Origin of the sequence: Bradyrhizobium sp. CSS354, from assembly GCF_029051725.1 — a bacterium.
GTDB lineage: Bacteria > Pseudomonadota > Alphaproteobacteria > Rhizobiales > Xanthobacteraceae > Bradyrhizobium.
Window position 1 is genome coordinate 213,684 of sequence record NZ_JAACFU010000008.1, and the last position, 22,388, is coordinate 236,071.

Here is a 22,388-nt window from a genome sequence, read left to right on the forward strand (position 1 = left end):
CGATCCGATCAATCGTCGGCCTGCAAGTCGGTCTCCGCCGGCGTTGCGTCCTTGGTGCGGGGCGCGGTCGTCTTAGGCGCAAGGCTGCCGTCGAAATCACCCTCGCCGGCGCCGGTCGGTAACCAGGGGCGGCTCGTGCCTCTCGCCCTCACCGCCTGAACCACAAAACCCTCACCACGCTGCGTCAGCGCCAGCGCGCTCTGGCTGGCGAGCCGCTGCCGATCGACCACCATCGCCGCGCAATCGGGCGGCGCCGGACGTGTCGTCACCACCAGCGCGGCCCGACTGCAATCGTCCGCGAGAGCGTCGACGCGCAGTGCCAGCGCGACCAGCCTCCCGTCGGCCAGTGGCGTCACGCAGCCGGATTCGTCACAGGACACGCCATCGGCCAGCGAGGCTCGGCCGGCATCGCGCGGATCCGCGTCGGCAGCGAGCCATTCCTTGAGCAGAAAGCTGTCCTTGCTCGTCCTGATCAGGTGCAGATGTCCGTCCCTGCCCCGCACGGCGACGCTCGCGCCATCCCCGGCAATCAGGATGTCGGGCTGCCGGGACGACAGTCCCCAGAGGATCGCTGCCAGCAGCACCAGGGCGCCGGACCAGCGTAGCGGCGTGCGCAACAAGCCCAGCGCGATGATTCCCAGGCTCGCCGCGATCAGCGGTGCGATCCCGAACGCCGGCATGCGGCCGACCGCGCCCGGCAAAGCCGCGACCCAGCGCGAGACCGCGACCATCCACTCGATGCCGATCCCCATCAGCCACCAGAACACGTTGTCCAGCCCGAACGGCGCCGCAAGCAGCCCCAACAGTCCCGCCGGCATCACCAGCGCCGAGACCACCGGCATCGCGCCGAGATTGGCGAGCACACCGAACGGCGTGACACGGTGGAAATGGAAAGCGGCGTAGGGTGTGGTCGCAAGTCCCGCAATCAGCGAAGCCATGAACAGCATCGCAATCTCGCGGCCACCCCACATCGCGATGCGCGCGGTCGCCGAATGGTCCGGCGAGGCAAACAAATTCGGCATGCCGATCTGCACCAGCGCCACCAGCCCGAGCGTTGCCGCAAACGACATCTGAAAGCTCGGATGCACCAGCGCTTCCGGCGCGACCGCCAGCACGATCAGCGCAGCCACCGCGTGCGGAAGGTGATGGCGCGGCGATCGACCATCACCGCGATCAGCACCACCGCCGTCATGAAGAACGACCTTTGCGTGGCGACCTCCGCGCCAGACAGCAGCAGGTAGAACGCAGCGGCGACCAGCGCCGCGGCGGCCGACCATTTCTTGATGGCGAAGCTGGCCGCCAGTCCCGGGATCAGAGCGAGCAGCGCGCGCACCGCGAAGAACACGACACCGGCAACCACGGCCATGTGATAACCGGAGATCGAAAGCACGTGGCCGAGGCCGGAGATGAACATCGCGTCGTTGACGGGCGAGGTGATCGCATCGCGCCGCCCGGTGAGCAGCGCGGTCGCGATCGCCCGGTTGTCGCCGTCGAGCGTCGCCCGGATGCGGGCATCGATCGCATCGCGCAGGCCTTGCATGAAGGCCGCGTAACGCAGCCGCAAGCCGGCGGCCTCAGGCGGCGCCGCCACCGTGATGGCGCCCATCGCGAAGCCGGAGGCGCCAATGCCCTGGAAAAACATGTCTCGCGAAAAGTCGTAGCTGCCGGGCCGTACCGGCGCGAGCGGCGGCATCAGCCGTGCCTTCAGCTGAACGAAGCTGCCGACCTCCGGCGCGGTGCCCTTGCGGACCGACAGGCGCACGCGCTCGAGCCTGACGTCGCTCCGCTGCGCCTCCATCGCGGTGACGCGCAGCACGAAACGATCGGTGCGCTCGCGGATGTCGCGGGCTTCGACGAAGCCCGACAACGACACCGAATAGAGCGTCTTAGCCAGCACCGGGTGGGCGATGCGCGCCGTCTTCCAGGTCGCGACGGCAAAGCCGGTCGCGACCGCCGCGATCATGATGACCGGGGCGAACAGCCGGCTCCGCCGCAACAGAGCCGCGCCAAGCAGGAGCGCAATGGCGGTCGTTGCAACGACCCACAGCACCGGCTCGTGATCAGCAGAGAAATAAAGCGCGATGCCGCAGCCAAACGCGACGGGCACCCACGGCAACAGCCGCCCGGCGCCAGCCTCGGCGCGTAGCCACGCGCGCAAGGTCTCAACCAGCGATGTCCAGAAGAAGTCGAAGCCTGCAGGCGCGAGGCCGCCCGCGGACGCGGCGCGGCCCGCGGGCCACGTCCCCGCGATCCCCTGCGACCGTACCGGCCGGCCCGGCTCCGCCATTCCCTGCACTCGATGATACGCAACGAAGTCAGAAGCTACCGGAACGTGCAGGCGGACGGATAGCGGTACGGATCAGGAACGAAAGGGCGCGACCGCTACTTTTCCTCTTCCATCGTCACGGCGACATCGGCCTTGGCCGACAGCCGAACCTTGTTGCCCTCGACTTCGGCGACGAGGCCCTTATCGATGAAGTGGTGATGGCCCTTGTGGCTGCCCTCGCCGCTGTCCTTCTTGGTCAGCTTGATACGATTGCCTTCGACCTTGTCGACGGTGCCGACGTGAACGCCGTCGGCGCCGATGACTTCCATATGCTCTGCGATGTTTTGCATGGTGGGTTCCTTGTTGGGCCCACCCCAACGCGCGAGGTGCAGGTTCGTTCTCTCACGAGAATGACGAAGTCGTGTGCCCGCTGGTCAGATCAGCGGCGCCTGCGACGAAGCATGGTGATTGACGATCTTCCAGTCGCCGTCCTCGCGAATGATGACCCAGCTCATCTTGACCACGAGATCGGGGCGCTCGCCGGCGAGGTCGAACGAGATGGTTGCGCCCATGTTGATGAGGTCAGCACCTGCATGCGCCGCCTTCACCTCGGAAAACACCGCAGCTGGCTTGCGCCAGCGCGGCAAGCCATTGAAATAGTCTGCGACGCCATCCCTGCCCCGGTAGAGCTTTGGATTGGAGCCGAAGAAGAAGGCATTCTTCGAATACAGAGATGAGAGGGCCGCGGCGTCGAGCGTGGCGAAGCCGGCGCGCCATTTCGCGATGATGGCGGAAACGATGGCGTCGGCTTCGTCGCTCATTGCGGTCCCTCAGCCTTTGGCAACTTCCTTCGCGAACGTGTCGCGCAGACCGATGGTCCTGGAAAATACCGGCTTGCCGGGCGTCGAGTCCTTGTCGCGCACGAAATAGCCCTGGCGCTCGAACTGCATCGGCTCGGTCGAATTGCTCTCGGCGACCGATGCTTCGATCCGGGCATCAGCGAGAATTTCCAGCGACTGCGGATTGAGGTCGGCGGCGAAGTTCGAGGCGTCCGGGCTCGGGTTGGCAAACAGCTGGTTGTAGATGCGGATTTCCGCAGGCACGGACGTTGCCGCCGACAGCCAGTGCATGGTGGCCTTGACCTTGCGGCCGTCGGGCGCGTTACCGCCCTTGGTCGCGGGATCGTAAGTGCAACGCAGCTCCACCACCTCGCCGGCATCATTCTTGATCACGCCGGTGCACTTGACGAAATAGGCGTAACGCAGCCGCACTTCGTTGCCCGGCGACAGACGGAAGAATTTTTTCGGCGGGTTCTCCATGAAATCGTCCTGCTCGATATAGAGCTCACGGCCGAACGTGATCTTCCGGGTGCCGGCGCTGGGATCGTCCGGATGATTGATCGCCTCGAGCTCCTCGGTCTGCCCCTCCGGATAGTTCTCGATCACGACCTTGAGCGGCTTCAGCACCGCCATGCGCCGCTGCGACGTGCGGTTCAGCTCCTCGCGGATGCAGAACTCGAGCATGCCGACGTCGACGACGCTGTTGGCTTTCGCCACGCCGATGCGCTTGACGAACTCGCGAAGGGCGGCCGGCGGCACGCCGCGGCGGCGCATCCCAGCCATCGTCGGCATGCGTGGATCGTCCCAGCCCGCGACATGGCCCTCGCGGACGAGCTGGGTCAGCACGCGCTTGGACAGCAGCGTGTAGGTCAGGTTCAGCCGCGCGAATTCGTACTGGTGCGGCTTCGAAGGCACCGGCAGCTTTTCGATGAACCAGTCATAGAGCGGTCGGTGGTCCTCGAACTCCAGCGTGCAGATCGAGTGTGTGATGCCTTCGATGGCGTCCGACTGGCCGTGCGCATAATCGTAGCTCGGATAGATGCTCCACTTGGTCCCGGTGCGCGGATGGTGCGCATGCAGGATGCGGTACAGCACGGGATCGCGCAGATTGATGTTGCCCGCACCCATGTCGATCTTGGCCCGCAGCACGCGCGCGCCGTTCGGGAATTCGCCCGCCTTCATGCGACGGAACAGGTCGAGGTTTTCATCCACGGTGCGATCCCGGAACGGCGAGTTCCTGCCGGCCTCGGTTAGCGTGCCACGCGAGGCGCGGATCTCCTCCTGGGTCTGGTCGTCGACATAGGCGAGCCCGTCGCGGATCAGCTGCTCCGCCCATTCGTAAAGGCGATCGAAATAGTCCGAGGCGAAGAACAGGTTCTTGCCCCAGTCGAAGCCGAGCCAGCGCACGTCGGCCTGGATGGAATCGATATATTCCTGCTCTTCCTTGACCGGGTTGGTGTCGTCGAAGCGCAGATGGCAGCGGCCCGGAAACTCCTGGGCGATGCCGAAATTGAGCGCAATCGACTTGGCGTGGCCGATATGGAGATAGCCGTTCGGCTCCGGCGGGAACCGGGTCACGATCTCCTTGTATTTGGCCTGATCGAGGTCGGCCTGGATGATGTCACGAATGAAATCGCGCCCAACCTCAGTCGCCACCGGTTCTGTCATTACGAAAATCCTGTAGGGAAATCAGCGGCCCTTCTGCCAAATTCGGGACGCTGAGCCAAGGGCTTAAGCAAGGCCTTACGCCGTCCGCTGCCGGGCTTTAGTTATGCAGCGGTCCTGTTATATACCACCGCCTCCAATGCATAGGCCTTGCCAAGAATGACCTCTCCCGTCGTCACCCGCTTCGCTCCCTCGCCAACCGGCTTCCTCCATATCGGGGGCGCGCGCACGGCGCTGTTCAACTGGCTCTATGCGAAGAAGCACGGCGGCAAGATGCTGCTCCGGATCGAGGACACCGACCGGGAGCGTTCCACGGAAGCGGCGATCGGCGCCATCCTCGACGGCTTGAAATGGCTGGAGCTCGGCTGGGATGGCGACGTCATCTACCAGTTCAGCCGCGCCGCCCGCCACCGCGAAGTCGCCGAGCAGCTGCTCGCCGAGGGCAAGGCCTTTCGCTGCTACGCCACTGCCGAGGAGCTCACCGCGATGCGCGAGAAGGCGCGTGCGGAAGGCCGCACCCGCCTCTATGATGGCCTGTGGCGCGACCGCGACCCGGCGACGGCCCCAAGCGACGTGAAGCCCACCATCCGGCTGCGCGCGCCGCAGACCGGCGAGACCGTGATCGAAGACCAGGTCCAGGGCCGCGTGGTCTGGCAGAACGAGAACCTCGACGATCTCGTCCTGCTGCGCGGCGATGGCAACCCGACCTACATGCTCGCAGTGGTGGTCGACGACCACGACATGGGCGTCACGCATGTCATCCGCGGCGACGATCATCTGATCAACGCGGCCCGCCAAAAGCAGATCTACGACGCGATGGGCTGGACGCTGCCGAGCATGTCCCACATCCCCCTGATCCATGGCCCGGACGGTTCGAAGCTCTCCAAGAGGCACGGCGCGCTCGGCGTCGATGCCTACCGCGCCATGGGATACCTCCCGGCTGCGCTCCGCAACTATCTCGTCCGACTCGGCTGGAGCCATGGCGACCAGGAAATCTTCTCGACCGAGGAGATGATCGCGGCGTTCGACCTCGCCAGCGTCGGCCGCGCAGCAGCGCGCTTCGACTTCGCCAAGCTGGAAAACCTCAACGGCCACTACATCCGCAATGCCGATGATCAATCACTCGTGAAGATGTTCGAGGACGTGCTGGACCACGTCGTGCCCAGCCGCGACGAGATTAAGGCCAAGTTAAACGACACCACGCGCGCGCAGCTCCTGAAGGCCATGCCAGCCCTGAAGGAGCGCGCCAAGACGCTGATCGAGCTGATCGACGGCGCCTATTTCATCTTCGCCGATCGGCCGTTGGAGCTTGATCCGAAGGCGGCAGCGCTGCTGACGCCTGAGAACCGCAAGCTGATCGGCCAGCTTCATTCCGCGCTGGAGAAAGTGGAGACTTGGAGCGCGGCCAATGCGGAAGCCGCGCTGCGCGCCTTTGCCGAGGAAAATAGTCTCAAGCTCGGCGCGGTCGCCCAGCCGCTGCGGGCGGCGCTGACCGGAAGGACGACGTCGCCCGGCATATTCGAGGTTTTGGACGTCCTGGGACGCCAGGAAAGCCTGGGCCGGCTTAAAGATCAGGCCAAGGACTAGGCCAAGGACCTGGCTACGACGTAAGTCGACCATGCGTGGCGCCATCTTGCAGCGCACACAGCAATAATATACCCATCTCAGCCGTACCTTCTGGAACATCCGGCCTGCCCTGCGATATCTCATCGGGGCCTCCGGGTCCGGCCCGTTTCACCATACATCGGGGACCTCTGATGGACGCAAAACCAAGCAATAAGACCGCCACACTGACGGTCGGAAACAAGAATTTCGATCTTCCGATCCACAGCGGCAGCGTCGGGCCCGACGTCATCGATATCGGCAAGCTCTACGGCCAGTCCGGCCTGTTCACCTACGACCCGGGCTTCACCTCGACCGCGAGCTGCCAGTCCAAGATCACCTATATCGACGGTGACGCGGGCGTGCTGGAATACCGCGGCTATCCGATCGAGCAGCTCGCCGAGAACGGCGACTTCCTCGAGACCTGCTATCTGCTGCTGTTCGGGGAGCTTCCGACCGCCGCGCAGAAGAAGGATTTCGACGACCGCGTGATCCATCACACGATGGTGCACGAGCAGATGGCCCGCTTCTTCCAGGGCTTCCGCCGCGACGCCCATCCGATGGCGATCATGGTGGCGGCTGTCGGCGCGCTCGCCGCGTTCTATCACGACTCAACCGACATCAACGATCCGAAGCAGCGCATGATCGCCTCCATGCGCATGATCGCCAAGATCCCGACGCTGGCCGCGATGGCCTACAAGTACACGGTCGGCCAGCCCTTCGTGTATCCGAAGAACTCGCTGAAGTTCGCCGAGAACTTCCTGCACATGTGCTTCGCCGTGCCGTGCGAGGACTACAAGATCAACCCGGTGCTGGCTGACGCGCTGGACAAGATCTTCATCCTGCACGCCGATCACGAGCAGAACGCCTCGACCTCGACGGTGCGTATCGCCGGCTCCTCCGGCGCCAACCCGTTCGCCTGCATCGCCGCCGGCATCGCCTGCCTGTGGGGCCCGGCGCATGGCGGCGCCAACGAAGCCGCGCTCGCGATGCTCGCCGAGATCGGCTCGGTCGACAAGATCCCCGAGTTCATCGCCAAGGTGAAGGACAAGAACTCTGAAGTCCGCCTGATGGGCTTCGGTCATCGCGTCTACAAGAACTATGATCCGCGCGCCAAGATCATGCAGAAGATGTGTCACGCCGTGCTCAAGGAGACCGGCCATGGCGACGATCCGATGCTGAAGGTGGCGCTCGAGCTCGAGAAGATCGCGCTCAGCGACCAGTACTTCATCGACCGCAAGCTCTACCCGAATGTCGACTTCTATTCGGGCATCACGCTGAAGGCGATGGGCTTCCCGGTCTCGATGTTCACCGTGCTGTTCGCGGTCGCCCGCACCGTCGGCTGGATCAGCCAGTGGAGCGAGATGATCGAGGATCCGCAGCAGAAGATCGGCCGTCCGCGCCAGCTCTACACCGGCGTCACCCGCCGCGATTACGTCGCGATCAACAACCGGAAGTAAGATCGAGTCCATCACGGCTTTCGAAGCGGCGCCATCTCCGGATGGCGCCGTTTTTGTTTGTCCCGACACAATCTTGCTGCCGCGCACAACAACAAGTCGGCGCAATGCGTCGGCCGACGCTTGACGTCGAAACGCTTCGCGCGCAAATTTTTACTCTAAGTAAGAATGACGACAGGGATGGAAATGCCGGAGCAGCCGAGAAGTCGGCGGCAGACGCGTGCTGCCATTTTGACTCATCTGCTTCAGTCGGGCGGGTCGTTTCGCCCGCCGCTGGCGAAGGCCGTGCGCCTGTCGGAAGCGAGCCTGTCGCGCATCCTGTTCGATCTGAAAGCCGAAGGCCTGATCGAAGAAGTGCGGCGCCCTGCCCCTTATGTCGGCGGCCCGACCGGCCTCGTGTCGCTCGATGGGGCGGTGGCGCTCGCGGCGTTCGAGCTGACGACCCAGCGGCTCAGCGTCGGCATCGGCGGCCTGTCGGGTGAGTTGCACGACACCGGGCATGTGCCGCTGCCGAGGACGCCAACCGTCGCGACCGTCGGCCGGGCGTTTCGCGAGGCGATGACATTGCTGCGCGACTGGACGCGGCGCCGGCGCATTCCCCTCGCGCAGATCGGCGTCTCCATTCCGGGCCTCGGCCGGTTGGGCGCGTCAGGCAATCCGATCATTCCCTGCGACGTCGGGCGGATCAGCGAGATGTTCGGCGAGAACTTTGCCGGCGTGCCGGTCGAGTTCACCAATTCGGTCGTCGCGCACGCCATTTTTCACCGTTGCCGCACGGAGAACTATCCATTCAGCGGCGCACATCTTTTCGTCTTCGTCGGCCAGGGCGTCGCCGGCACCTGGATGGATGATCCGACCGAGGACGATGCCCTCCAGCCGGTCGAGCTCGGCCACATGGTGTTCGGAGCCGACGGACCAATTTGCCGCTGTGGCCATCATGGTTGCGTCGAAGCCTATACGTCGCTTCCGGCCTTGGCCGAGCTTCTGGGCGTCGCGGAAGCGGAGTTGCTTCAACCCGGCAGCGAATGGGTGACCGCGATGCCGCTCTCGTCGCGGGTGCGGCAGGAATTGCGCCGGCGGCTGTTCCGGCTTGGCCTTGCGATCGGCAACACGCTGAACGTGAAGCCATGCAAGGGCGTCGCGATCAGCGGCTGGCCGTCGCTTCTCGCCGAGGACGATCGCAACGCGCTCGTGGCGGGGATCGACGCCTGCCTGTTGGGCGGCCGCAAGCACGCGCAAGTGTCGCTCGCTTTCGTGCCGCCGTCGAATGGCAACGATCCGCGGGCGGCGCTGGCATTCGCGGCTTTCTGCCTCGCTTGCCGCGGCGGCATGCCGGCCGCATCGATCGAGGCCGCCTGAGATACCTGATGCCGCGCGGCTCTCGCGCGAAAGAGTTCACACCGGGAGGAACTTGCCATGCCGATCACGACAACAAGGCGCCAACTGCTCGCCGGATCTGCGGCCGCGCTCGCGCTGCCGGCATTTGCCCGCGCGCAAGGCGCGATCAAGCCGCGTCTGACTGCGATCTCGCAATGGTCCGCAGGCAGCGATGGGGCTGCCATCACAGCGCTCGGCAAGAAATTCGAAGAGAAAGGCGGGGTTTGGCAGCACTCGCCCGTCCCCGGCTTCACCACCGAGATGATGAACAAGCTGCGTGCCCAGATCATGGCCGGCGATCCACCGGCCTGCTCGCAGCTCAAAGGTCCCGAGATCGCGGCTTGGTCGAAGATTGCCCCAACCGTCGATCTCGATGCCGTCGTCGCTGCCGCCGGCTACGAAAAGGTTATCGCTCCGGACCTTGCAAAATTGCACAAGCCGGGGGGCAAGTGGATTGCGCTGCCGTTGCAGATCTACAGCACCAACATGCTGTTTCTCTCCAAACGCGCAATGGACAAGGCCAAGGCCGACAAGATCCCCGTCACATGGGCTGAGTTCAACGACCTTGCCGAGAAGATGAAAGCAGGCGGAGTTCCCTATCCCATCGCCAACGGTGGCACCCGCCCGGACGACGGCCAGAAATTCGAGGCCGCTTTGGCAGGCATCAGTCCCACTGCATACCGCGCAGCCCTCATGAATCTCGACAAGAAGGCCCTGGAGGGCCCCGAGATAAAGGCGGCCTTCGTACAGGTGCGCAAGATTGCCGACTGGATGGACCCCAACGTCGGCGCCCAGCACTTTTCGACCAACCTGAAGCGCTTCGTCGACGGCGACATGGGCATGATGATCATGGGCGGGTGGGCGCAGGGCGTATTGCGCAACGCCGGTTTCAAGTTCGAGGACTTCATCATCGCCCCGGGCCCGAGCGACAATGGCAAGCCGGTCTTCCTGTTGAATGCCGATGCCTTCATATTCTGGCAGCGCAAGGAGCCCGACCTGCAAGCCGGCCAGACGCTGATGGCCCAGCTCGTCATGGATCCAGCGATCCAGACCATGTATTCGCAGATCACGGGATCGATCCCCGTGCGCACCGATGTCGATCTGTCGGGCGAAGGCTGGTCGGACGGTCAACGGCGGACCGCAGCAGCCCTGAAAGACGCGATCGCCAGCAATCAGGCCGTCCTCAGTCTCGCGCACAACATGGCGCAGGAAAACGGCATGACTGCAGCGATGATCGATGTGATCACGGAGTACGTGAAGAACAAGACGATCAAGCCGGAGCAAGCGGCCGTACGCCTCGCCGAGGCCGTCGAGAGCTCACGTTGACGATCGCCGTCTCGACAACACCGGGCCGGCCGGCTGCCTCTGACTGGGTACGCCGGCTGCCCGAATATTTGACGATCTGGGTGCCGCTGCTGTTGTCCGCCACGCATCTCATTGCGTTTACGCTGTGGACGATCTGGATATCGTTCACGCCCTCCACTCTGGTCCCGGTCTCGGGCTGGGTCGGTTTGCGCAACTATTCTGCGGTTGCAGCATCACGGAACTGGCAGATTGCTTTGGACAATCTGCTGCTGTTTGGCAGCGCATTCGTGTTGCTGAGTCTGGCGACCGGCCTCATCCTTGCGATCCTGCTCGATCAGCGCATCCGCGGCGAGAACCTGCTGCGGTCCATCTTTCTTTATCCTCTGGCGGTGTCATTCGTGGTCACCGGCACGGTCTGGAGTTGGTTGCTCAATCCGGGCCTCGGGATCCAGAAGCTGGTCCGCGACCTTGGCTGGACCACCTTCAGGTTCGACTGGCTGATCGACCGCGACATGGCCATTTGGACCATCGTCATCGCCGCGATCTGGCAATCCTCCGGTTTCGCCATGGCGCTGTTCCTCGCCGGCCTCCGCTCCGTCGACGCCGACCTGATCAAGGCCGCGCAGATCGACGGCGCCGGACCGATCCGAATGTACCGGCGCGTCATCCTGCCGACCCTTTGGCCGATCACCATCACCGTGATCGTCATCCAGCTGCAGTTCGCGATTTCGACCTTCGACCTCGTCCGCGCGCTCACCAACGGCGGCCCCGGAATCGCCACCCAGCTGCCGGCTCTTGTCGTCTACGACCTGATGTTCCAGCGCAGCCTGCTCGGACGGGGAGCGGCGGCGGCAGTGCTCATGTTGCTCATTCTTCTCGCGGTTTTGCTGCCCTATGCAGCGTGGCGTTACGTCCAGCGGCGGCGGGCGATCCATGCGTGAGCGAACCATCGCGCCAAGCCGGATTCTGATCTATCTCGTCGTCTCGCTGATCGCTGCAGCATGGCTCGCGCCATTGGCTGTTGTCGTGCTGAACTCGCTGCGCACCAACGAGGAGATCGCGCAGGCCTCGATGATCGGCTGGCCGAAGCAATGGGCATGGAGCAACTACGCCGCGGCCTGGAGCGGCTTCTGCGTTGCCGAGACCTGTGCCGGCATCCGGCCGTACATGCTGAACTCCGCGCTCGTCACGATTCCCGCGACGATTTTTTCGACCCTGCTGGGTGCTGTCGCCGGTTACGCCGTGTCGCTCTGGCGTTTTCGCGGCGATAGCTGGATCTACGGCATTGTGACCCTTGGCCTCTTCCTTCCCCAGCAGATGCGCTTGCTGCCCTGGACCATCGTGTTGCGCGATACGGGCCTGATGAACACGTTAACTGGTCTGGTCGTGATCCACACGATCCAGGGGCTGTCCTTTACCACCTTGTTCTGCCGAAACTACTACACTGCCATCCCGCAGGATTTGATAAGAGCTGCACGCATCGATGGCGCAGGGTTCTTTCGTATTTTCTGGCGCATCATCCTGCCGCTCTCGCCGCCTATTCTGGTCGTCACCGTGATCTGGCAGTTCACGCATATCTGGAACGAGTTTCTCTACGGCGTGACATTCACGACCGGTCAGCAGCAGCCGGTCACCGCCGCGCTGATCGCGCTATCCGCCGCGGTCGCCGACATCCCGCAGCATGGCGTGCAAAGCGCGGCGGTGATGATCGCCGCGCTGCCAACCCTGCTGATCTATCTGATCGGCGGCAAGTATTTCGTGCGCGGCCTCACCGCCGGCGCCGTGAAATGATCGGATTGTCATGGCAGCCCTAAGCATTCGCTCCCTGTCCAAGCGCTACGCCAATCTGGAGGTGCTCAAGGGCATCGATCTCGACATCGAGAGCGGTGAATTCACCGTGCTCGTCGGCCCATCCGGCTGCGGCAAGTCCACGCTGCTCAACATCATCGCCGGGCTCGACCTCCCGAGCGCAGGCACCGTGGAAATCGGCGGACGTATCGTCAACGACGTTCCGCCAAAGGACCGCGACATCGCGATGGTGTTCCAGTCCTACGCGCTCTATCCGTCGATGACGGTGCGCCAGAACATCACCTTCGGCATGGAATGCCGCCACGTACCAAAGGCGGAGCAGGAGAAGGCGCTGGCGAATGTGGCCAGGCTGCTCCAGATCGAGCCGCTGCTCGGCCGCAAGCCGTCGCAGCTCTCCGGTGGCCAGCGCCAGCGTGTGGCGATGGGCCGGGCGCTGGTGCGCGATCCCCTGCTCTTCCTGTTCGACGAGCCGCTGTCCAATCTCGACGCCAAGCTGCGCGTCGAGATGCGGATGGAGATCAAGCGGCTGCACCAGCGCATCGGCGCCACCATCGTCTATGTCACTCACGATCAGATCGAGGCGATGACGATGGCGACGCGCATCGCCGTGATGCATCGGGGCGTGGTGCAGCAGTTTGCCGACCCTGATACTGTGTATCGCTATCCCGCCAATCTGTTCGTGGCCCGTTTCATGGGCTCGCCGCCGATGAACACCATGCCGGCACGGCTCGAGGCAGACGCCGGCGGGCCGGTGGTCGTGATCGGCGCGGGGCGGCCGGACGAGGTCCGCCTCCGCCTTGGCCAATATGACGCGGCGGCACCCTTCGTCGGCCGTGACGTGGTGGTCGGGATCAGGCCGGAATGCATCGCCGAGGGCAGCCGCGTATTTTCCGCCGATCCGCCCGTCGTCGTCAACGCGCCGGTGGAGATGGTCGAGCCGACGGGGGCCGAAACGATCGTGCTGCTGCGGCTTGGCGGCGAGCCCGCGCTGGCGCGCATCACGCCGGACATCCGCCCCACACCGGGCGCCGTCGCCCCGTTCGCGCTCGACACGCGCCGCATCTGCCTGTTCGACCCCGAGACGGAGCGACTGATCGCATGACAAGAACGAGCTATGCCGGTCTTAGGGATCGCGTGGTGTTGATCACCGGTGGCGCCAGCGGCATCGGTGCCGCCTTCGTGCGGGCGTTCGCGGCGCAAGGGGCTCGCGTCGCGTTCCTGGATCTGGACGAAGCAGCCGGCCGGGCGCTGGTCGCGGAGGTGAAGGCCGCGGCTGGAACCGCACCCTTGTTCGTGCCGTGCGATCTCCTCGACATCGACGCCTTGCGCGGCGCCATGGCGCAGGTGCACGGATCGCTTGGCGATGCCGCGGTTCTCGTCAACAACGCCGCCAATGATCAACGCCAGGGACTGGCCGAGGTAACCCCGGCCGAGTTCGACTGGATGATCGGCGTCAACCTCAAGCACGTCTTCTTTGCCGCGCAAGCGGTGGTGCCGCAGATGCAGGCGCGCGGCGGCGGCTCGATCATCAACATGTCGTCGATTGCCTGGATGCGCGGCGCGCCGGGGCTGCCGGTCTACGCCGCGGCGAAGGCCGCGATCGTCGGCTTCACCAACTCCCTGGCCCGGTCGCTCGGGCCCGACCGCATCCGCGTCAACGCGATAGCGCCGGGGATGGTGATCACGGAGCGTCAGCGCCGGCTGTGGTATCCGGACGACCAGACGATCGCCGAGCTGCGCACGCGTCAGGCCATTCCCGACGCGGTGACGCCCGACGACATCGCCAACATGGCGCTATTCCTCGCTTCCGATGAGAGCCAGCGCATCACGCGGCAGTGTTTTCAGGTCGACGCTGGTCTCGGCTAAAGCGTGTACTCACAAACCCGAGCTGCTTCGTAGAGGTCCGCTCCGCATCCGATAGCAGTCGCGTTGGCGTACCTCACCCTTGGTCCGAGTTGGGCCAGAAGCGGTCCTCTACAATCCGCGCGACGTGACTTTCCAAAACCTATCCATGGCTGAGCAATGCTCTCTGGACTTCGGCCCCAGCAAGTTTGCTACCGACCTAAAATCGAATGCTTTCGTGCCATCTGCGTGCTGTAGTGATTCAAGAAAGCCGGTTGCCAAAGCGGCACGTTCTTGAGCAGAGCCGTCTTCGAGCGCTTTTTCGCAGAGTTCAAAAACGGATTGTATTGTGCTTTTTGGCAGTCGATTGAAATGCTCAACAAGAGCCTCTGCCAATCCGGTACCCGCGAGGGTTATGGGCACAACTTCCGGCGACCATTCGGCATTTAGCTTAGCGAGCGCCTCTCTCAATTGAGGTGCAAGATCAGCGATTCTTTCAAGGTAGCTCTCATTCCTAGGCATGCGATCAATATGTCGGACGCGGATCACGTCGGCAATGGGTCACAAACCGCCGATCACGCCCAAGGTTAGGAGGCTTCCGCTTTGCGCTGGCAAGCCGACGCTTGTGAGTACACGTCCTAGCTAGCCCGCCTGCCCTTGCGCATGGTCGCCAGCACGATGTCGGCTGCGAGTACGCTCGGCGACTTGTTGCCGGTCGACATGATCGTATCGAGCTGGGCGAACGCTTCCACCTGCTGTCGGCGCAACGGTGAATCGGTCAGAAGCTGCGAGAGCGCGGGCGCCAGGTTCTCCGGCGTGCAGTCTTCCTGCAGGAACTCCGGGATGACATCCTTGCCGATCACGAGATTGGCGAGGATCACCGAGGAGACGCGGATCGCGCGGCGCAGGATGAAGGCTTCGATCGCGCCGACCCGATAGGCCGTCACCATCGGAATGCCCGATAGCGCGAGCTCCAGCGTCACTGTGCCGGATTTTGCCAATGCCGCGCGCGCGATGCGGAAGGCGGCGCGCTTCTCGTTCTCGCCGACCACGATTTGAGGCTTGACCGGCCAGTTCGCGATGCCTTCGCGGATGGTGGCTTCGAGATGCGGCATGGTCGGCAGCATCAGTTCGAACGCGCGGCCTTCCGTCTGCAATCGGCCGAGCGTCGCGCCGAACACGTCGAGATGGTGCCTGATCTCGCTGCGGCGGCTGCCGGGCAGCACCAGCAAAACCGGCGGCCCGCTGTCGCGGCGCTTCTGCTCCTCCGCGTTCGGCCGCAGCGAGGACAATTGCTCGATCAGGGGATGGCCGACATAGCTGCATGGCGGCCCGCCGAGCTTGCGATATTCCTCCGGCTCGAACGGCAACAGGCCGAGCACATGGTCGACATAGCCGAGCATGGTCCGCGCCCGTCCCGGCCGCCAGGCCCAGAGCTGCGGCGAGACGTAGTCGACGACCGGGATCGCCGGATTGCGCGCCCGCACGCGGCGGGCGACACGGTGGGTGAAGTCGGGGCTGTCGATGATGACGAGCGCGTCCGGCGCGGCTTCGGTTACGGCCTCCGCGGTCTCGCGGATCAGCCGCAGGATCTTCGGCAATTGCTGCACCACCGCGGCGAAGCCCACGATCGAGAGCTGCTCGATCGGAAACAGCGTCTCCAGCCCCTGGCGCGCCATGGTGTGGCCGCCGACGCCCACGAACTGCACGCCGTCGCCGAGGCGCTGGCGCAGCACCTTCATCAAGGCGCTGCCGAGCCGGTCGCCGGATTCCTCCGTGGCGATCAGGAAGATCTTGCGCTTGGGATGGCGGCCTTGCATCACGCCGGCAGGCCGATGACGAAGAGATATTTGGCGTCGGCGAGCGCGATCATCGCCTGCGGCTCGGCGGCGATGGTGTTGCCGGCGACGACGGCGATTCCGGCCAGCCCTGCGGCGGCGACGCCCTCGAGGGTGCGCGGGCCGATCGTCGGCAGGTCGAAGCGCAGGTCCTGCCCGCTCTTTGGTACCTTCACCAGCACGCCCCGCCCGGTGGCGGCGCGGATGCGGCCCTCTTCGCGCAGCCGTGCCACGCGCGCGAGCAGCGCATCGGTGCCCTCGATGTCCTCGACCGCCACAACATGGCCGTCGATCACGACCGCAGCCTGGCCGATGTCGAACGGACCGAGCGCGGTCAGCACCGCGCGTCCACGTTCGATGTCGGTCTTGCCGGTGTCGCTCGGCCAGGCGCGGCTGATGCAGCCCTCAGGCATCAAGAGGTCGGGCGCGACGTCCTTGATGCCGACCATGCGAAACCCGCCCTGCTCGAGAATGCGCCCGACGCCGGACAACAAATGATCATCGCCGCCGCGGAAGGCGCGAATGACATTGCCGAGCAGCCGGAGCGTCGTGAAGTCGACCCGAACCTCCGAGAGCGAAGGCCGTACCAGCGTGCCGATGAAGATCAGGTCGCGGCAGCCCTCCTCGCGAAACAGCCGCATGGCACGGCCGAGCTGGCCGACCGAGATCCAGCGATGGCGGAATTTTTCCACCCGCGCCGGATCGCAGGCCCCCCGAAGGGGAAACAACACCGGCGTGATGCCGCGAGCGGCGAGCGATTCGGCAACCGCGAACGGCATCGCGCCGCCGCCGGCGACCACGCCGACCGGCGATGAAATCTCCGAAGCCGCCGCCGATGTCATACCCGCGGCCATCCCATCATCACTTCGCGACGGCGGGAAGACAGAGCGGGCGCTTGCCCTTGCCGATGAAGTCGAGGATTTCGCCGATGGCCGGATCTTCACCGGCGAGCGGCCGCGCCGCCTCCAGGCGTTCGGCAAAGGTAGCGGGGCCATGGAAGAGCTTCTGATAGAACGCGCGCACGGTCGCAAGCCGCTGCTTGGTGAACTTGCGCCGCTTCATGCCGATCAGGTTGAGGCCTTCGAGCACGGCGTACTGGCCGTTGACGAGGCCGAACGGAATGACGTCGTCGCGCACGCCACATACGCCGCCGACCATAACTTGCGGGCCGATGCGGGTGAACTGGTGCACCGCGGACAGGCCGCCGATAAAGACGAAATCACCGATCTCGCAGTGACCGCCGAGCGTGGCCGAGGTCGCGAAGATCACGTCGTTGCCGACATGGCAGTCATGGCCGACATGGCTGCAATTCATGAAATAATTGCGGTCGCCGACCTCTGTGATACCACCGCCTGCGACCGTGCCGGCGTTCATGGTCACGGACTCGCGGATGGTGCAGCCCGAACCGATCTTGAGCTTCGTCAATTCGCCACGATAGCTGAGCGATTGCGGCGGCGTGCCGAGCGAGGCGAACGGATAGATGGTGCAATCGTCACCGATCGTGGTCTGCGCGGTGATATGCACATGTCCGATCAGCTTGCAGTTACTGCCGATCACGACATGCGCACCGATGATGCAGAAGGGGCCGATCTCGGTGCCCTCGCCGATCACGGCGCCGTCCGCGATCCGTGCGGTGGGATCAATCTTACTCATCAAGCAATCTGACTCATCAAGAAGGTCTGATTAGGTGTTGAAGTCGCTCGGTTTTCCGCTGGTTAGCGCGACTATGCCCGATCTGTCCAGTGACGTATGATCTTTCCGTGTTTCAAGTGCCGGATGAGGCAGCCTTCCCGGCTCATCAACAAGTTCATGCGGAGCTTCAGGTATCGTGGTCAGGGCCCTGGCACTTCTCCTCACACAGCTCGTGACCGCGCCGATCGTGTCCGAGACGATTGAGACCGGCGAACACCGCCCCATCGACCTCGCGACGTTCGAATGCCGCGACATCAGCCGCAGCACGGTGCTCCAGCGGGTCTGTTACGACCGTGCGCAGCAGGCCCTCGTCGTGGCTGTGGACGGCGCTTATGACCGCTATTGCGGCGTGCCAATCGACACGGTCGAGCGCCTGCTGGGCGCACCGTCCATGGGCCAGTTCTTCAACCAGAACATCAAGCGCGAAGTCAACGGCGTCCGGTACGCGTGTCCTGCACGCGAGCGTATCCAGAGAAGTTGATCCCGCTCAGTCGGTCAGCATGGCGCCGACGTCGGCCTCCGCAACCACCTGGCCGTTGACCTTGGCGTCGCCGTGAAACCACCACATGGCCTTGCGGCGGCCGATCGAGCGCATGTGATATTCGATGGTATCGCCGGGCAGCACCGGCTTGCGGAACTTGCACTTGTCGATGGTCAGGAAGTAGACCGCGCGCGGCTTGTCGGTGCCCTCGACCGACTTGATGCCGATCACACCCGCAGTCTGCGCCATCGCTTCGATCATCATGACGCCGGGATAGACCGGGCGATCGGGAAAGTGGCCTTGGAACGGCGGTTCGTTGAAGGTGACGTTCTTGATGCCGATGCCGCTGTAATCGGTGCGGATGTTGATCACGCGATCGATCAGCAGCATCGGAAAACGGTGCGGGAGCGTTTGCAGGATCATGTTGATGTCCACAAGCTCGAACCTGACCGGTGCTTCGTCCGTCACTCCCGTTCCTCCTGCTTCGGATCGGCCTTGCTGTCGCGCGCCAAGCGCTCGACCGCCAAAATTTCCTTGAACCACTGCCGGGTCGGCTTGGCAAAAAAACCACCCCAGCGTCCGTTGGGAGGAACGTCGTCCTTGACGCCACTCATGGCAGTCACCTGAGCTCCATCCCCGATCTTGACGTGATTGTTGATGCCTACCTTCGCTCCCAGCGCCACGTTGTCGCCGAGGGTCAGGCTGCCGGCAAGGCCGATCTGGGCTGCCAGCAGGCAGTGCCGGCCAATGGTCACATTGTGGCCGATCTGGACTTGATTGTCGATTTTGGTGCCTTCACCGATCACGGTGTCGCGCAAGGACCCTCGATCAATGGTGGTGCCGGCGCCGACCTCCACATTGTTCTGAATCAGCACGCGGCCGGTCTGGGGCACTTTCAGATGGCCCTCGGGGCCGAAGAAGATGAAGCCGTAGCCGTCCTGGCCGATCGAGCAGCCGGGGTGGATCAGCACGTCGTTGCCGATCAGCGCGCACTGGATGGCGGTGCGTGCGCCGACATTGCAGTCCCGGCCGATCTTGACGCCGGGGCCGATCACGGCCCCCACACCGATCACCGTGCCGCTGCCGATCTCCACGTCAGGGCCGATCACGGCCAGGGGATCGACGATCACGCCGTCCTCGAGCCTGGCCGTGGGATCGATAATGGCCGACGGCGCGATGCCCTCGTTGCCGGCCCAGGATTGCGGACGGAGCGCGTCGCCGTGCCACTCCCGCGCGATCCTGACGAAGGCGCGGAACGGCTGTGGCGCCCGCAGCACGGCCACATGCGCGGGCACCCGGGCCTCGAAGCGTGGGCTCACCAGGCAAGCACCGGCCTTGGTCGTCTTGAGCTCATCGGCATATTTGAGATTGTCGAAGAACGCCAGGTGCATCGGGCCGGCTTCGTCGAGCGAAGCAAGACCCCTGATGATTTGGCCGCCCCTGGCGGGATCGACCAGCTCCGCCTTGGTCAGCGTGGCTATGTCAGCCAGCGCTGAGGCCGGCGGCTGTGTGAAGAAGGTCGGCTGCGCCATTCCACCCCGTCGCGGTCCGGCTTCGGCATGAAGCGGCCAAGCCGCATCATGCCTCATCTCCTGGATTGGCACGATCCCTTTTGGAAACCGATTCCTGTGGTCCGGATCGTGCCGTGCTGTTCGAATTAGAACGAGGTGCCGCCGCCGAACCGGAACTCCTGCGTACGGTCGTTCTTGCCCTTGGTCAGCGGCACGGCGTAGTCGAAGCGCAGCGGACCGAACGGCGAGGCCCAGATCAAGCCGACACCGACCGACGACCGGACGGCATTGCCGTTGTCATAGACCAGGCCGGTGCAGGTTCCAGCCGAAGCTGGATTGACGGTCGACGGCGTGCAGCTCGAATTCTTGGTCGTGGTCACTTCGTTGGTCACCGACCACGTCGTCGGGCCCTGATAGTCGAACAGCCCGCCAGCGTCGGCGTAGACGGCGCCCTTCAGACCCACTTCCTTCGGCAGGAACCAGAACGGCATCTGCAGTTCGAGCGAAGCACCCCAATATTTGGTGCCACCAAGCGCGTCCTGCGTACCGAAGGGGTTCAAATCGCGCGGTCCGATGCCGTTCGGGGCAAAGCCGCGGACGAGGTTCGGGCCCATCTGGAAGTGATCGAGCATGCGCAGATCGCTGCCCATCTTGTTCAGCATGCCGCCCTGCAACCGGACCAGGCCGACGATGTCGGACACCAGCGGAGTGTAGTACTTAGCGTCGACAACCGACTTCAGGTAAGAGACGTCGCCGCCGACGCCGGCGAAGTCCTGACGGAAGTCGACGAGCAGACCGTCGGTGGGGTTCTTGTTGTTGTCGAGCGTGTTGTAGGTCAGCGTGTAACCGAGCGCCGAGGTCAGGGTCTTGCCGTTGGCAAGCTCCTTGCGCACCGGCAGCGAGGCTTCACCGTCGCTGTAGCAGCCCAGGCCGTTGGTCGAGCTCAGGTCGAGGCCGTTGAGGTTGGCAAAGGCCGGGCTGGGGTTAAAAGCCGCCGAGCCCACATTGTTATTACAGTTCGCCAAGGTGGACGGCAGCGTGATTTCCTGCCGATAGATCGAGTAGCGGACCTGCAGCGACAGATCTTCACGCAGGGAGAAACCGAGGCGCGGCGAGAAGCCGAGCGTCTTGGTGCCGTAGGAGATGTAGCTGTTGGACCTCTGCTCACGCTGATAGAGGTCGAGACCCAGCGCGACACGGTAGTCGAGCAAATAGGGTTCGACGAACGACAGCGAATAGCCGCGGGCGTACTGACCATAGGTCACCGCCGCCTTGGCGAACAGGCCGCGGCCGAGCAAATTGCGCTCGGAGACCGAGACTTCGGCCAGCGCGCCGTCGGTGGTGGAGTAACCACCCGAGACCGAGAAGTCGCCGGTCGATTTCTCTTCCATGTCCACGAGCAGGATCACGCGGTCGCTCGACGAGCCGGGCTCCGTCGTGATCTTCACGGTCTTGAAATAGTCGAGGTTCTTCAAGCGACGCTCGGCACGGTCGACCAGCGCGCGGTTGTAGGCATCGCCCTCGGAGACGTCGAACTCGCGACGAATCACGTAGTCGCGCGTGCGGGTGTTGCCGCGGAGGTTGATGCGTTCGATATAGGTGCGCGGACCCTCGTCGATGTTGAACACGACCGACACGGTGTGCGCCTCGAAGTTGCGGTCGCCGCCGGGACGGACCACGGCGAAGGCATAACCGCGCCGTGAGGCTTCGATCTGCATCTCCTCGACCGACTTCTCGACCGATTCGACGTTATAGAGCGAGCCGACATTGACGCGCGAATAGTTGCGCATCGAGGTGGGATCGAAGTTCGGAATGCTGGAGCGGAAGTCGATCGAGCCGACCCGGTATTGCGAGCCTTCCTCGATCTTGAAGGTAACGTTGAAGCCCTTCTTCTCCGGATCGTATTCGGTGAGCGCGGCTACGACCTGGACGTCGGCGAAACCGTTCTTGAGATAGAAGCGGCGGATCAGGTCGCGGTCGGCCTCGACCCGATCGGGATCGTAGATGTCGCTGCTGGCGAGGAAGCTCAGCAAGTTCGACTCGTGGGTCTTGATGATGTCGCGCAGGCGGTAGGACGAGAACGCGTTGTTGCCGACGAACTCGATCGACTTGACGCCGGTCTTGGCGCCCTCCTCGACCGTGAAGACGAGATCGACGCGGTTGTTCGGCTGCTCGATGATTTCAGGCGTGACGCGGACGTCGTAGCGACCGGAACGGCGATAGATTTCGGCGATTCGCAGCGTGTCGGACTGCACCATGGCGCGCGAGAAGGTGCCGCGCGCCTTGGACTGGACTTCACCAGTGAGCTGCTCGTCCTTGATCTTCTTGTTGCCCTCGAACGCAATGCGGCCGATCACCGGGTTTTCCACCACGGAGACGACGATCTGGCCACCGGCACCGCGGTTGATCCTGACGTCCTGGAACAGGCCGGTCTCGATCAACGCCTTGAGGCCGTCGTCGATGGCGCCTTGATCCAAGCGACCGCCGGGACCCGGCTTGAAGTAAGAGCGGATCGTCTCCACCTCAACGCGGCGATTTCCCTCGACGGAAATCGACTGCACGGTCTGAGCAAGCGCAGACGAAGACACAAAGGCAGCCCCAACCGGGGCAAGCACCGGCGCGCCGAACATGATCAGGGTTGCGAGCAAGCCCCCCCGGAGTCGCAGTCCAAACTTCATTGCGCAACGCGCCCTTATCATTCCGT

The 22,388-nt window shown here is 64.1% G+C and carries 18 protein-coding genes and 1 pseudogene; 9 read left to right on the forward strand and 10 right to left on the reverse strand.

Translation table 11 applies throughout. The features are described from left to right. Positions 1 to 8 precede the first annotated feature (8 nt). The 4 genes and pseudogenes from GWG67_RS21315 to GWG67_RS21330 all read right to left on the reverse strand — a co-directional run bounded on the left by GWG67_RS21315 (position 9) and on the right by GWG67_RS21330 (position 4,773). A pseudogene (locus GWG67_RS21315) lies at positions 9 to 2,287 on the reverse strand (ComEC/Rec2 family competence protein). A 95-nt stretch (positions 2,288 to 2,382) separates the two neighbouring features. After that, positions 2,383 to 2,616 carry a DUF2171 domain-containing protein gene (locus GWG67_RS21320; RefSeq protein ID WP_275171255.1) on the reverse strand — a complete coding sequence of 78 codons (234 nt, stop codon included), beginning with the start codon at positions 2,614 to 2,616 and terminating at the stop codon, positions 2,383 to 2,385. Between the two features lie 84 nt (positions 2,617 to 2,700). Then, entirely contained in the window at positions 2,701 to 3,087 is a 387-nt protein-coding gene (locus GWG67_RS21325; RefSeq protein ID WP_275171256.1) for a nuclear transport factor 2 family protein, read from the reverse strand. Between the two features lie 9 nt (positions 3,088 to 3,096). Next, entirely contained in the window at positions 3,097 to 4,773 is a 1,677-nt protein-coding gene (locus GWG67_RS21330) for a glutamine--tRNA ligase/YqeY domain fusion protein (protein WP_275171257.1), read from the reverse strand. 156 nt (positions 4,774 to 4,929) lie between these two features. Here GWG67_RS21330 and gltX point away from each other — a divergent pair, with 156 nt between their 5' ends. The 8 genes from gltX to GWG67_RS21370 all read left to right on the forward strand — a co-directional run bounded on the left by gltX (position 4,930) and on the right by GWG67_RS21370 (position 14,186). Next, positions 4,930 to 6,357 carry a glutamate--tRNA ligase gene (gltX, locus tag GWG67_RS21335; protein ID WP_275171258.1) on the forward strand — a complete coding sequence of 476 codons (1,428 nt, stop codon included), beginning with the start codon at positions 4,930 to 4,932 and terminating at the stop codon, positions 6,355 to 6,357. A 170-nt stretch (positions 6,358 to 6,527) separates the two neighbouring features. Next, on the forward strand, positions 6,528 to 7,832 hold the full coding sequence (gene gltA / locus GWG67_RS21340; protein WP_018458093.1) for a citrate synthase: 1,305 nt from the start codon (positions 6,528 to 6,530) through the stop codon (positions 7,830 to 7,832). Between the two features lie 177 nt (positions 7,833 to 8,009). Continuing rightward, positions 8,010 to 9,188 carry an ROK family transcriptional regulator gene (locus tag GWG67_RS21345; RefSeq protein WP_275171388.1) on the forward strand — a complete coding sequence of 393 codons (1,179 nt, stop codon included), beginning with the start codon at positions 8,010 to 8,012 and terminating at the stop codon, positions 9,186 to 9,188. Between the two features lie 57 nt (positions 9,189 to 9,245). Beyond that, complete coding sequence (locus GWG67_RS21350) at positions 9,246 to 10,532, forward strand: ABC transporter substrate-binding protein (RefSeq protein WP_275171259.1); 1,287 nt, start codon at positions 9,246 to 9,248, stop codon at positions 10,530 to 10,532. Continuing rightward, positions 10,529 to 11,452 carry a carbohydrate ABC transporter permease gene (locus tag GWG67_RS21355; RefSeq protein WP_275171260.1) on the forward strand — a complete coding sequence of 308 codons (924 nt, stop codon included), beginning with the start codon at positions 10,529 to 10,531 and terminating at the stop codon, positions 11,450 to 11,452. Before GWG67_RS21350 ends, GWG67_RS21355 begins: the two co-directional genes overlap by 4 nt. Further along, positions 11,445 to 12,302, forward strand: a complete 858-nt coding sequence (locus GWG67_RS21360; protein WP_275171261.1) for a carbohydrate ABC transporter permease — start codon at positions 11,445 to 11,447, stop codon at positions 12,300 to 12,302. Before GWG67_RS21355 ends, GWG67_RS21360 begins: the two co-directional genes overlap by 8 nt. A gap of 10 nt (positions 12,303 to 12,312) precedes the next feature. After that, a complete protein-coding gene (locus GWG67_RS21365) occupies positions 12,313 to 13,422 on the forward strand; it encodes an ABC transporter ATP-binding protein (protein ID WP_275171262.1) in 1,110 nt (369 codons plus the stop codon). Beyond that, positions 13,419 to 14,186: an SDR family NAD(P)-dependent oxidoreductase gene (locus tag GWG67_RS21370; RefSeq protein WP_275171263.1), complete on the forward strand. Its 768-nt coding sequence runs from the start codon at positions 13,419 to 13,421 to the stop codon at positions 14,184 to 14,186. The genes GWG67_RS21365 and GWG67_RS21370 overlap by 4 nt, the downstream gene beginning before the upstream one ends. A 614-nt stretch (positions 14,187 to 14,800) precedes the next feature. Here the strand turns inward: GWG67_RS21370 and lpxB are convergent. From lpxB to lpxA, 3 genes are read right to left on the reverse strand one after another with little or no spacing between them, the layout of a single operon-like run. Beyond that, a complete protein-coding gene (gene lpxB, locus GWG67_RS21375; RefSeq protein ID WP_275171264.1) occupies positions 14,801 to 15,985 on the reverse strand; it encodes a lipid-A-disaccharide synthase in 1,185 nt (394 codons plus the stop codon). Continuing rightward, positions 15,982 to 16,842: an LpxI family protein gene (locus GWG67_RS21380; RefSeq protein WP_275171389.1), complete on the reverse strand. Its 861-nt coding sequence runs from the start codon at positions 16,840 to 16,842 to the stop codon at positions 15,982 to 15,984. Before GWG67_RS21380 ends, lpxB begins: the two co-directional genes overlap by 4 nt. A gap of 19 nt (positions 16,843 to 16,861) precedes the next feature. Then, a complete protein-coding gene (gene lpxA, locus GWG67_RS21385; protein ID WP_275171265.1) occupies positions 16,862 to 17,653 on the reverse strand; it encodes an acyl-ACP--UDP-N-acetylglucosamine O-acyltransferase in 792 nt (263 codons plus the stop codon). A 175-nt stretch (positions 17,654 to 17,828) separates the two neighbouring features. Here lpxA and GWG67_RS21390 point away from each other — a divergent pair, with 175 nt between their 5' ends. Next, a complete protein-coding gene (locus GWG67_RS21390) occupies positions 17,829 to 18,173 on the forward strand; it encodes a KTSC domain-containing protein (RefSeq protein ID WP_275171266.1) in 345 nt (114 codons plus the stop codon). 6 nt (positions 18,174 to 18,179) lie between these two features. Here the strand turns inward: GWG67_RS21390 and fabZ are convergent, their stop codons facing one another. From fabZ to bamA, 3 genes are all read right to left on the reverse strand, one after another. Then, the gene (fabZ, locus tag GWG67_RS21395; protein ID WP_007603637.1) at positions 18,180 to 18,641 is read right to left on the reverse strand and encodes a 3-hydroxyacyl-ACP dehydratase FabZ; all 462 of its coding nucleotides are present in this window, start codon (positions 18,639 to 18,641) and stop codon (positions 18,180 to 18,182) included. Then, positions 18,638 to 19,705: a UDP-3-O-(3-hydroxymyristoyl)glucosamine N-acyltransferase gene (gene lpxD / locus GWG67_RS21400; RefSeq protein WP_275171267.1), complete on the reverse strand. Its 1,068-nt coding sequence runs from the start codon at positions 19,703 to 19,705 to the stop codon at positions 18,638 to 18,640. The genes fabZ and lpxD overlap by 4 nt, the downstream gene beginning before the upstream one ends. A 125-nt stretch (positions 19,706 to 19,830) precedes the next feature. Next, entirely contained in the window at positions 19,831 to 22,362 is a 2,532-nt protein-coding gene (gene bamA / locus GWG67_RS21405; RefSeq protein ID WP_275171268.1) for an outer membrane protein assembly factor BamA, read from the reverse strand. Between the last annotated feature and the right edge of the window lie 26 nt (positions 22,363 to 22,388).

Coding starts and splice junctions, on each gene's coding strand:
- GWG67_RS21320 (WP_275171255.1), bottom strand. CDS start 2,616: ATGCAAAACATCGCAGAGCATATGGAAGTCATCGGCGCCGACGGCGTT.
- GWG67_RS21325 (WP_275171256.1), bottom strand. CDS start 3,087: ATGAGCGACGAAGCCGACGCCATCGTTTCCGCCATCATCGCGAAATGG.
- GWG67_RS21330 (WP_275171257.1), bottom strand. CDS start 4,773: ATGACAGAACCGGTGGCGACTGAGGTTGGGCGCGATTTCATTCGTGAC.
- gltX (WP_275171258.1), top strand. CDS start 4,930: ATGACCTCTCCCGTCGTCACCCGCTTCGCTCCCTCGCCAACCGGCTTC.
- gltA (WP_018458093.1), top strand. CDS start 6,528: ATGGACGCAAAACCAAGCAATAAGACCGCCACACTGACGGTCGGAAAC.
- GWG67_RS21345 (WP_275171388.1), top strand. CDS start 8,010: ATGGAAATGCCGGAGCAGCCGAGAAGTCGGCGGCAGACGCGTGCTGCC.
- GWG67_RS21350 (WP_275171259.1), top strand. CDS start 9,246: ATGCCGATCACGACAACAAGGCGCCAACTGCTCGCCGGATCTGCGGCC.
- GWG67_RS21360 (WP_275171261.1), top strand. CDS start 11,445: ATGCGTGAGCGAACCATCGCGCCAAGCCGGATTCTGATCTATCTCGTC.
- GWG67_RS21365 (WP_275171262.1), top strand. CDS start 12,313: ATGGCAGCCCTAAGCATTCGCTCCCTGTCCAAGCGCTACGCCAATCTG.
- GWG67_RS21370 (WP_275171263.1), top strand. CDS start 13,419: ATGACAAGAACGAGCTATGCCGGTCTTAGGGATCGCGTGGTGTTGATC.
- GWG67_RS21380 (WP_275171389.1), bottom strand. CDS start 16,842: ATGACATCGGCGGCGGCTTCGGAGATTTCATCGCCGGTCGGCGTGGTC.
- lpxA (WP_275171265.1), bottom strand. CDS start 17,653: ATGAGTAAGATTGATCCCACCGCACGGATCGCGGACGGCGCCGTGATC.
- lpxD (WP_275171267.1), bottom strand. CDS start 19,705: ATGGCGCAGCCGACCTTCTTCACACAGCCGCCGGCCTCAGCGCTGGCT.
- bamA (WP_275171268.1), bottom strand. CDS start 22,362: ATGAAGTTTGGACTGCGACTCCGGGGGGGCTTGCTCGCAACCCTGATC.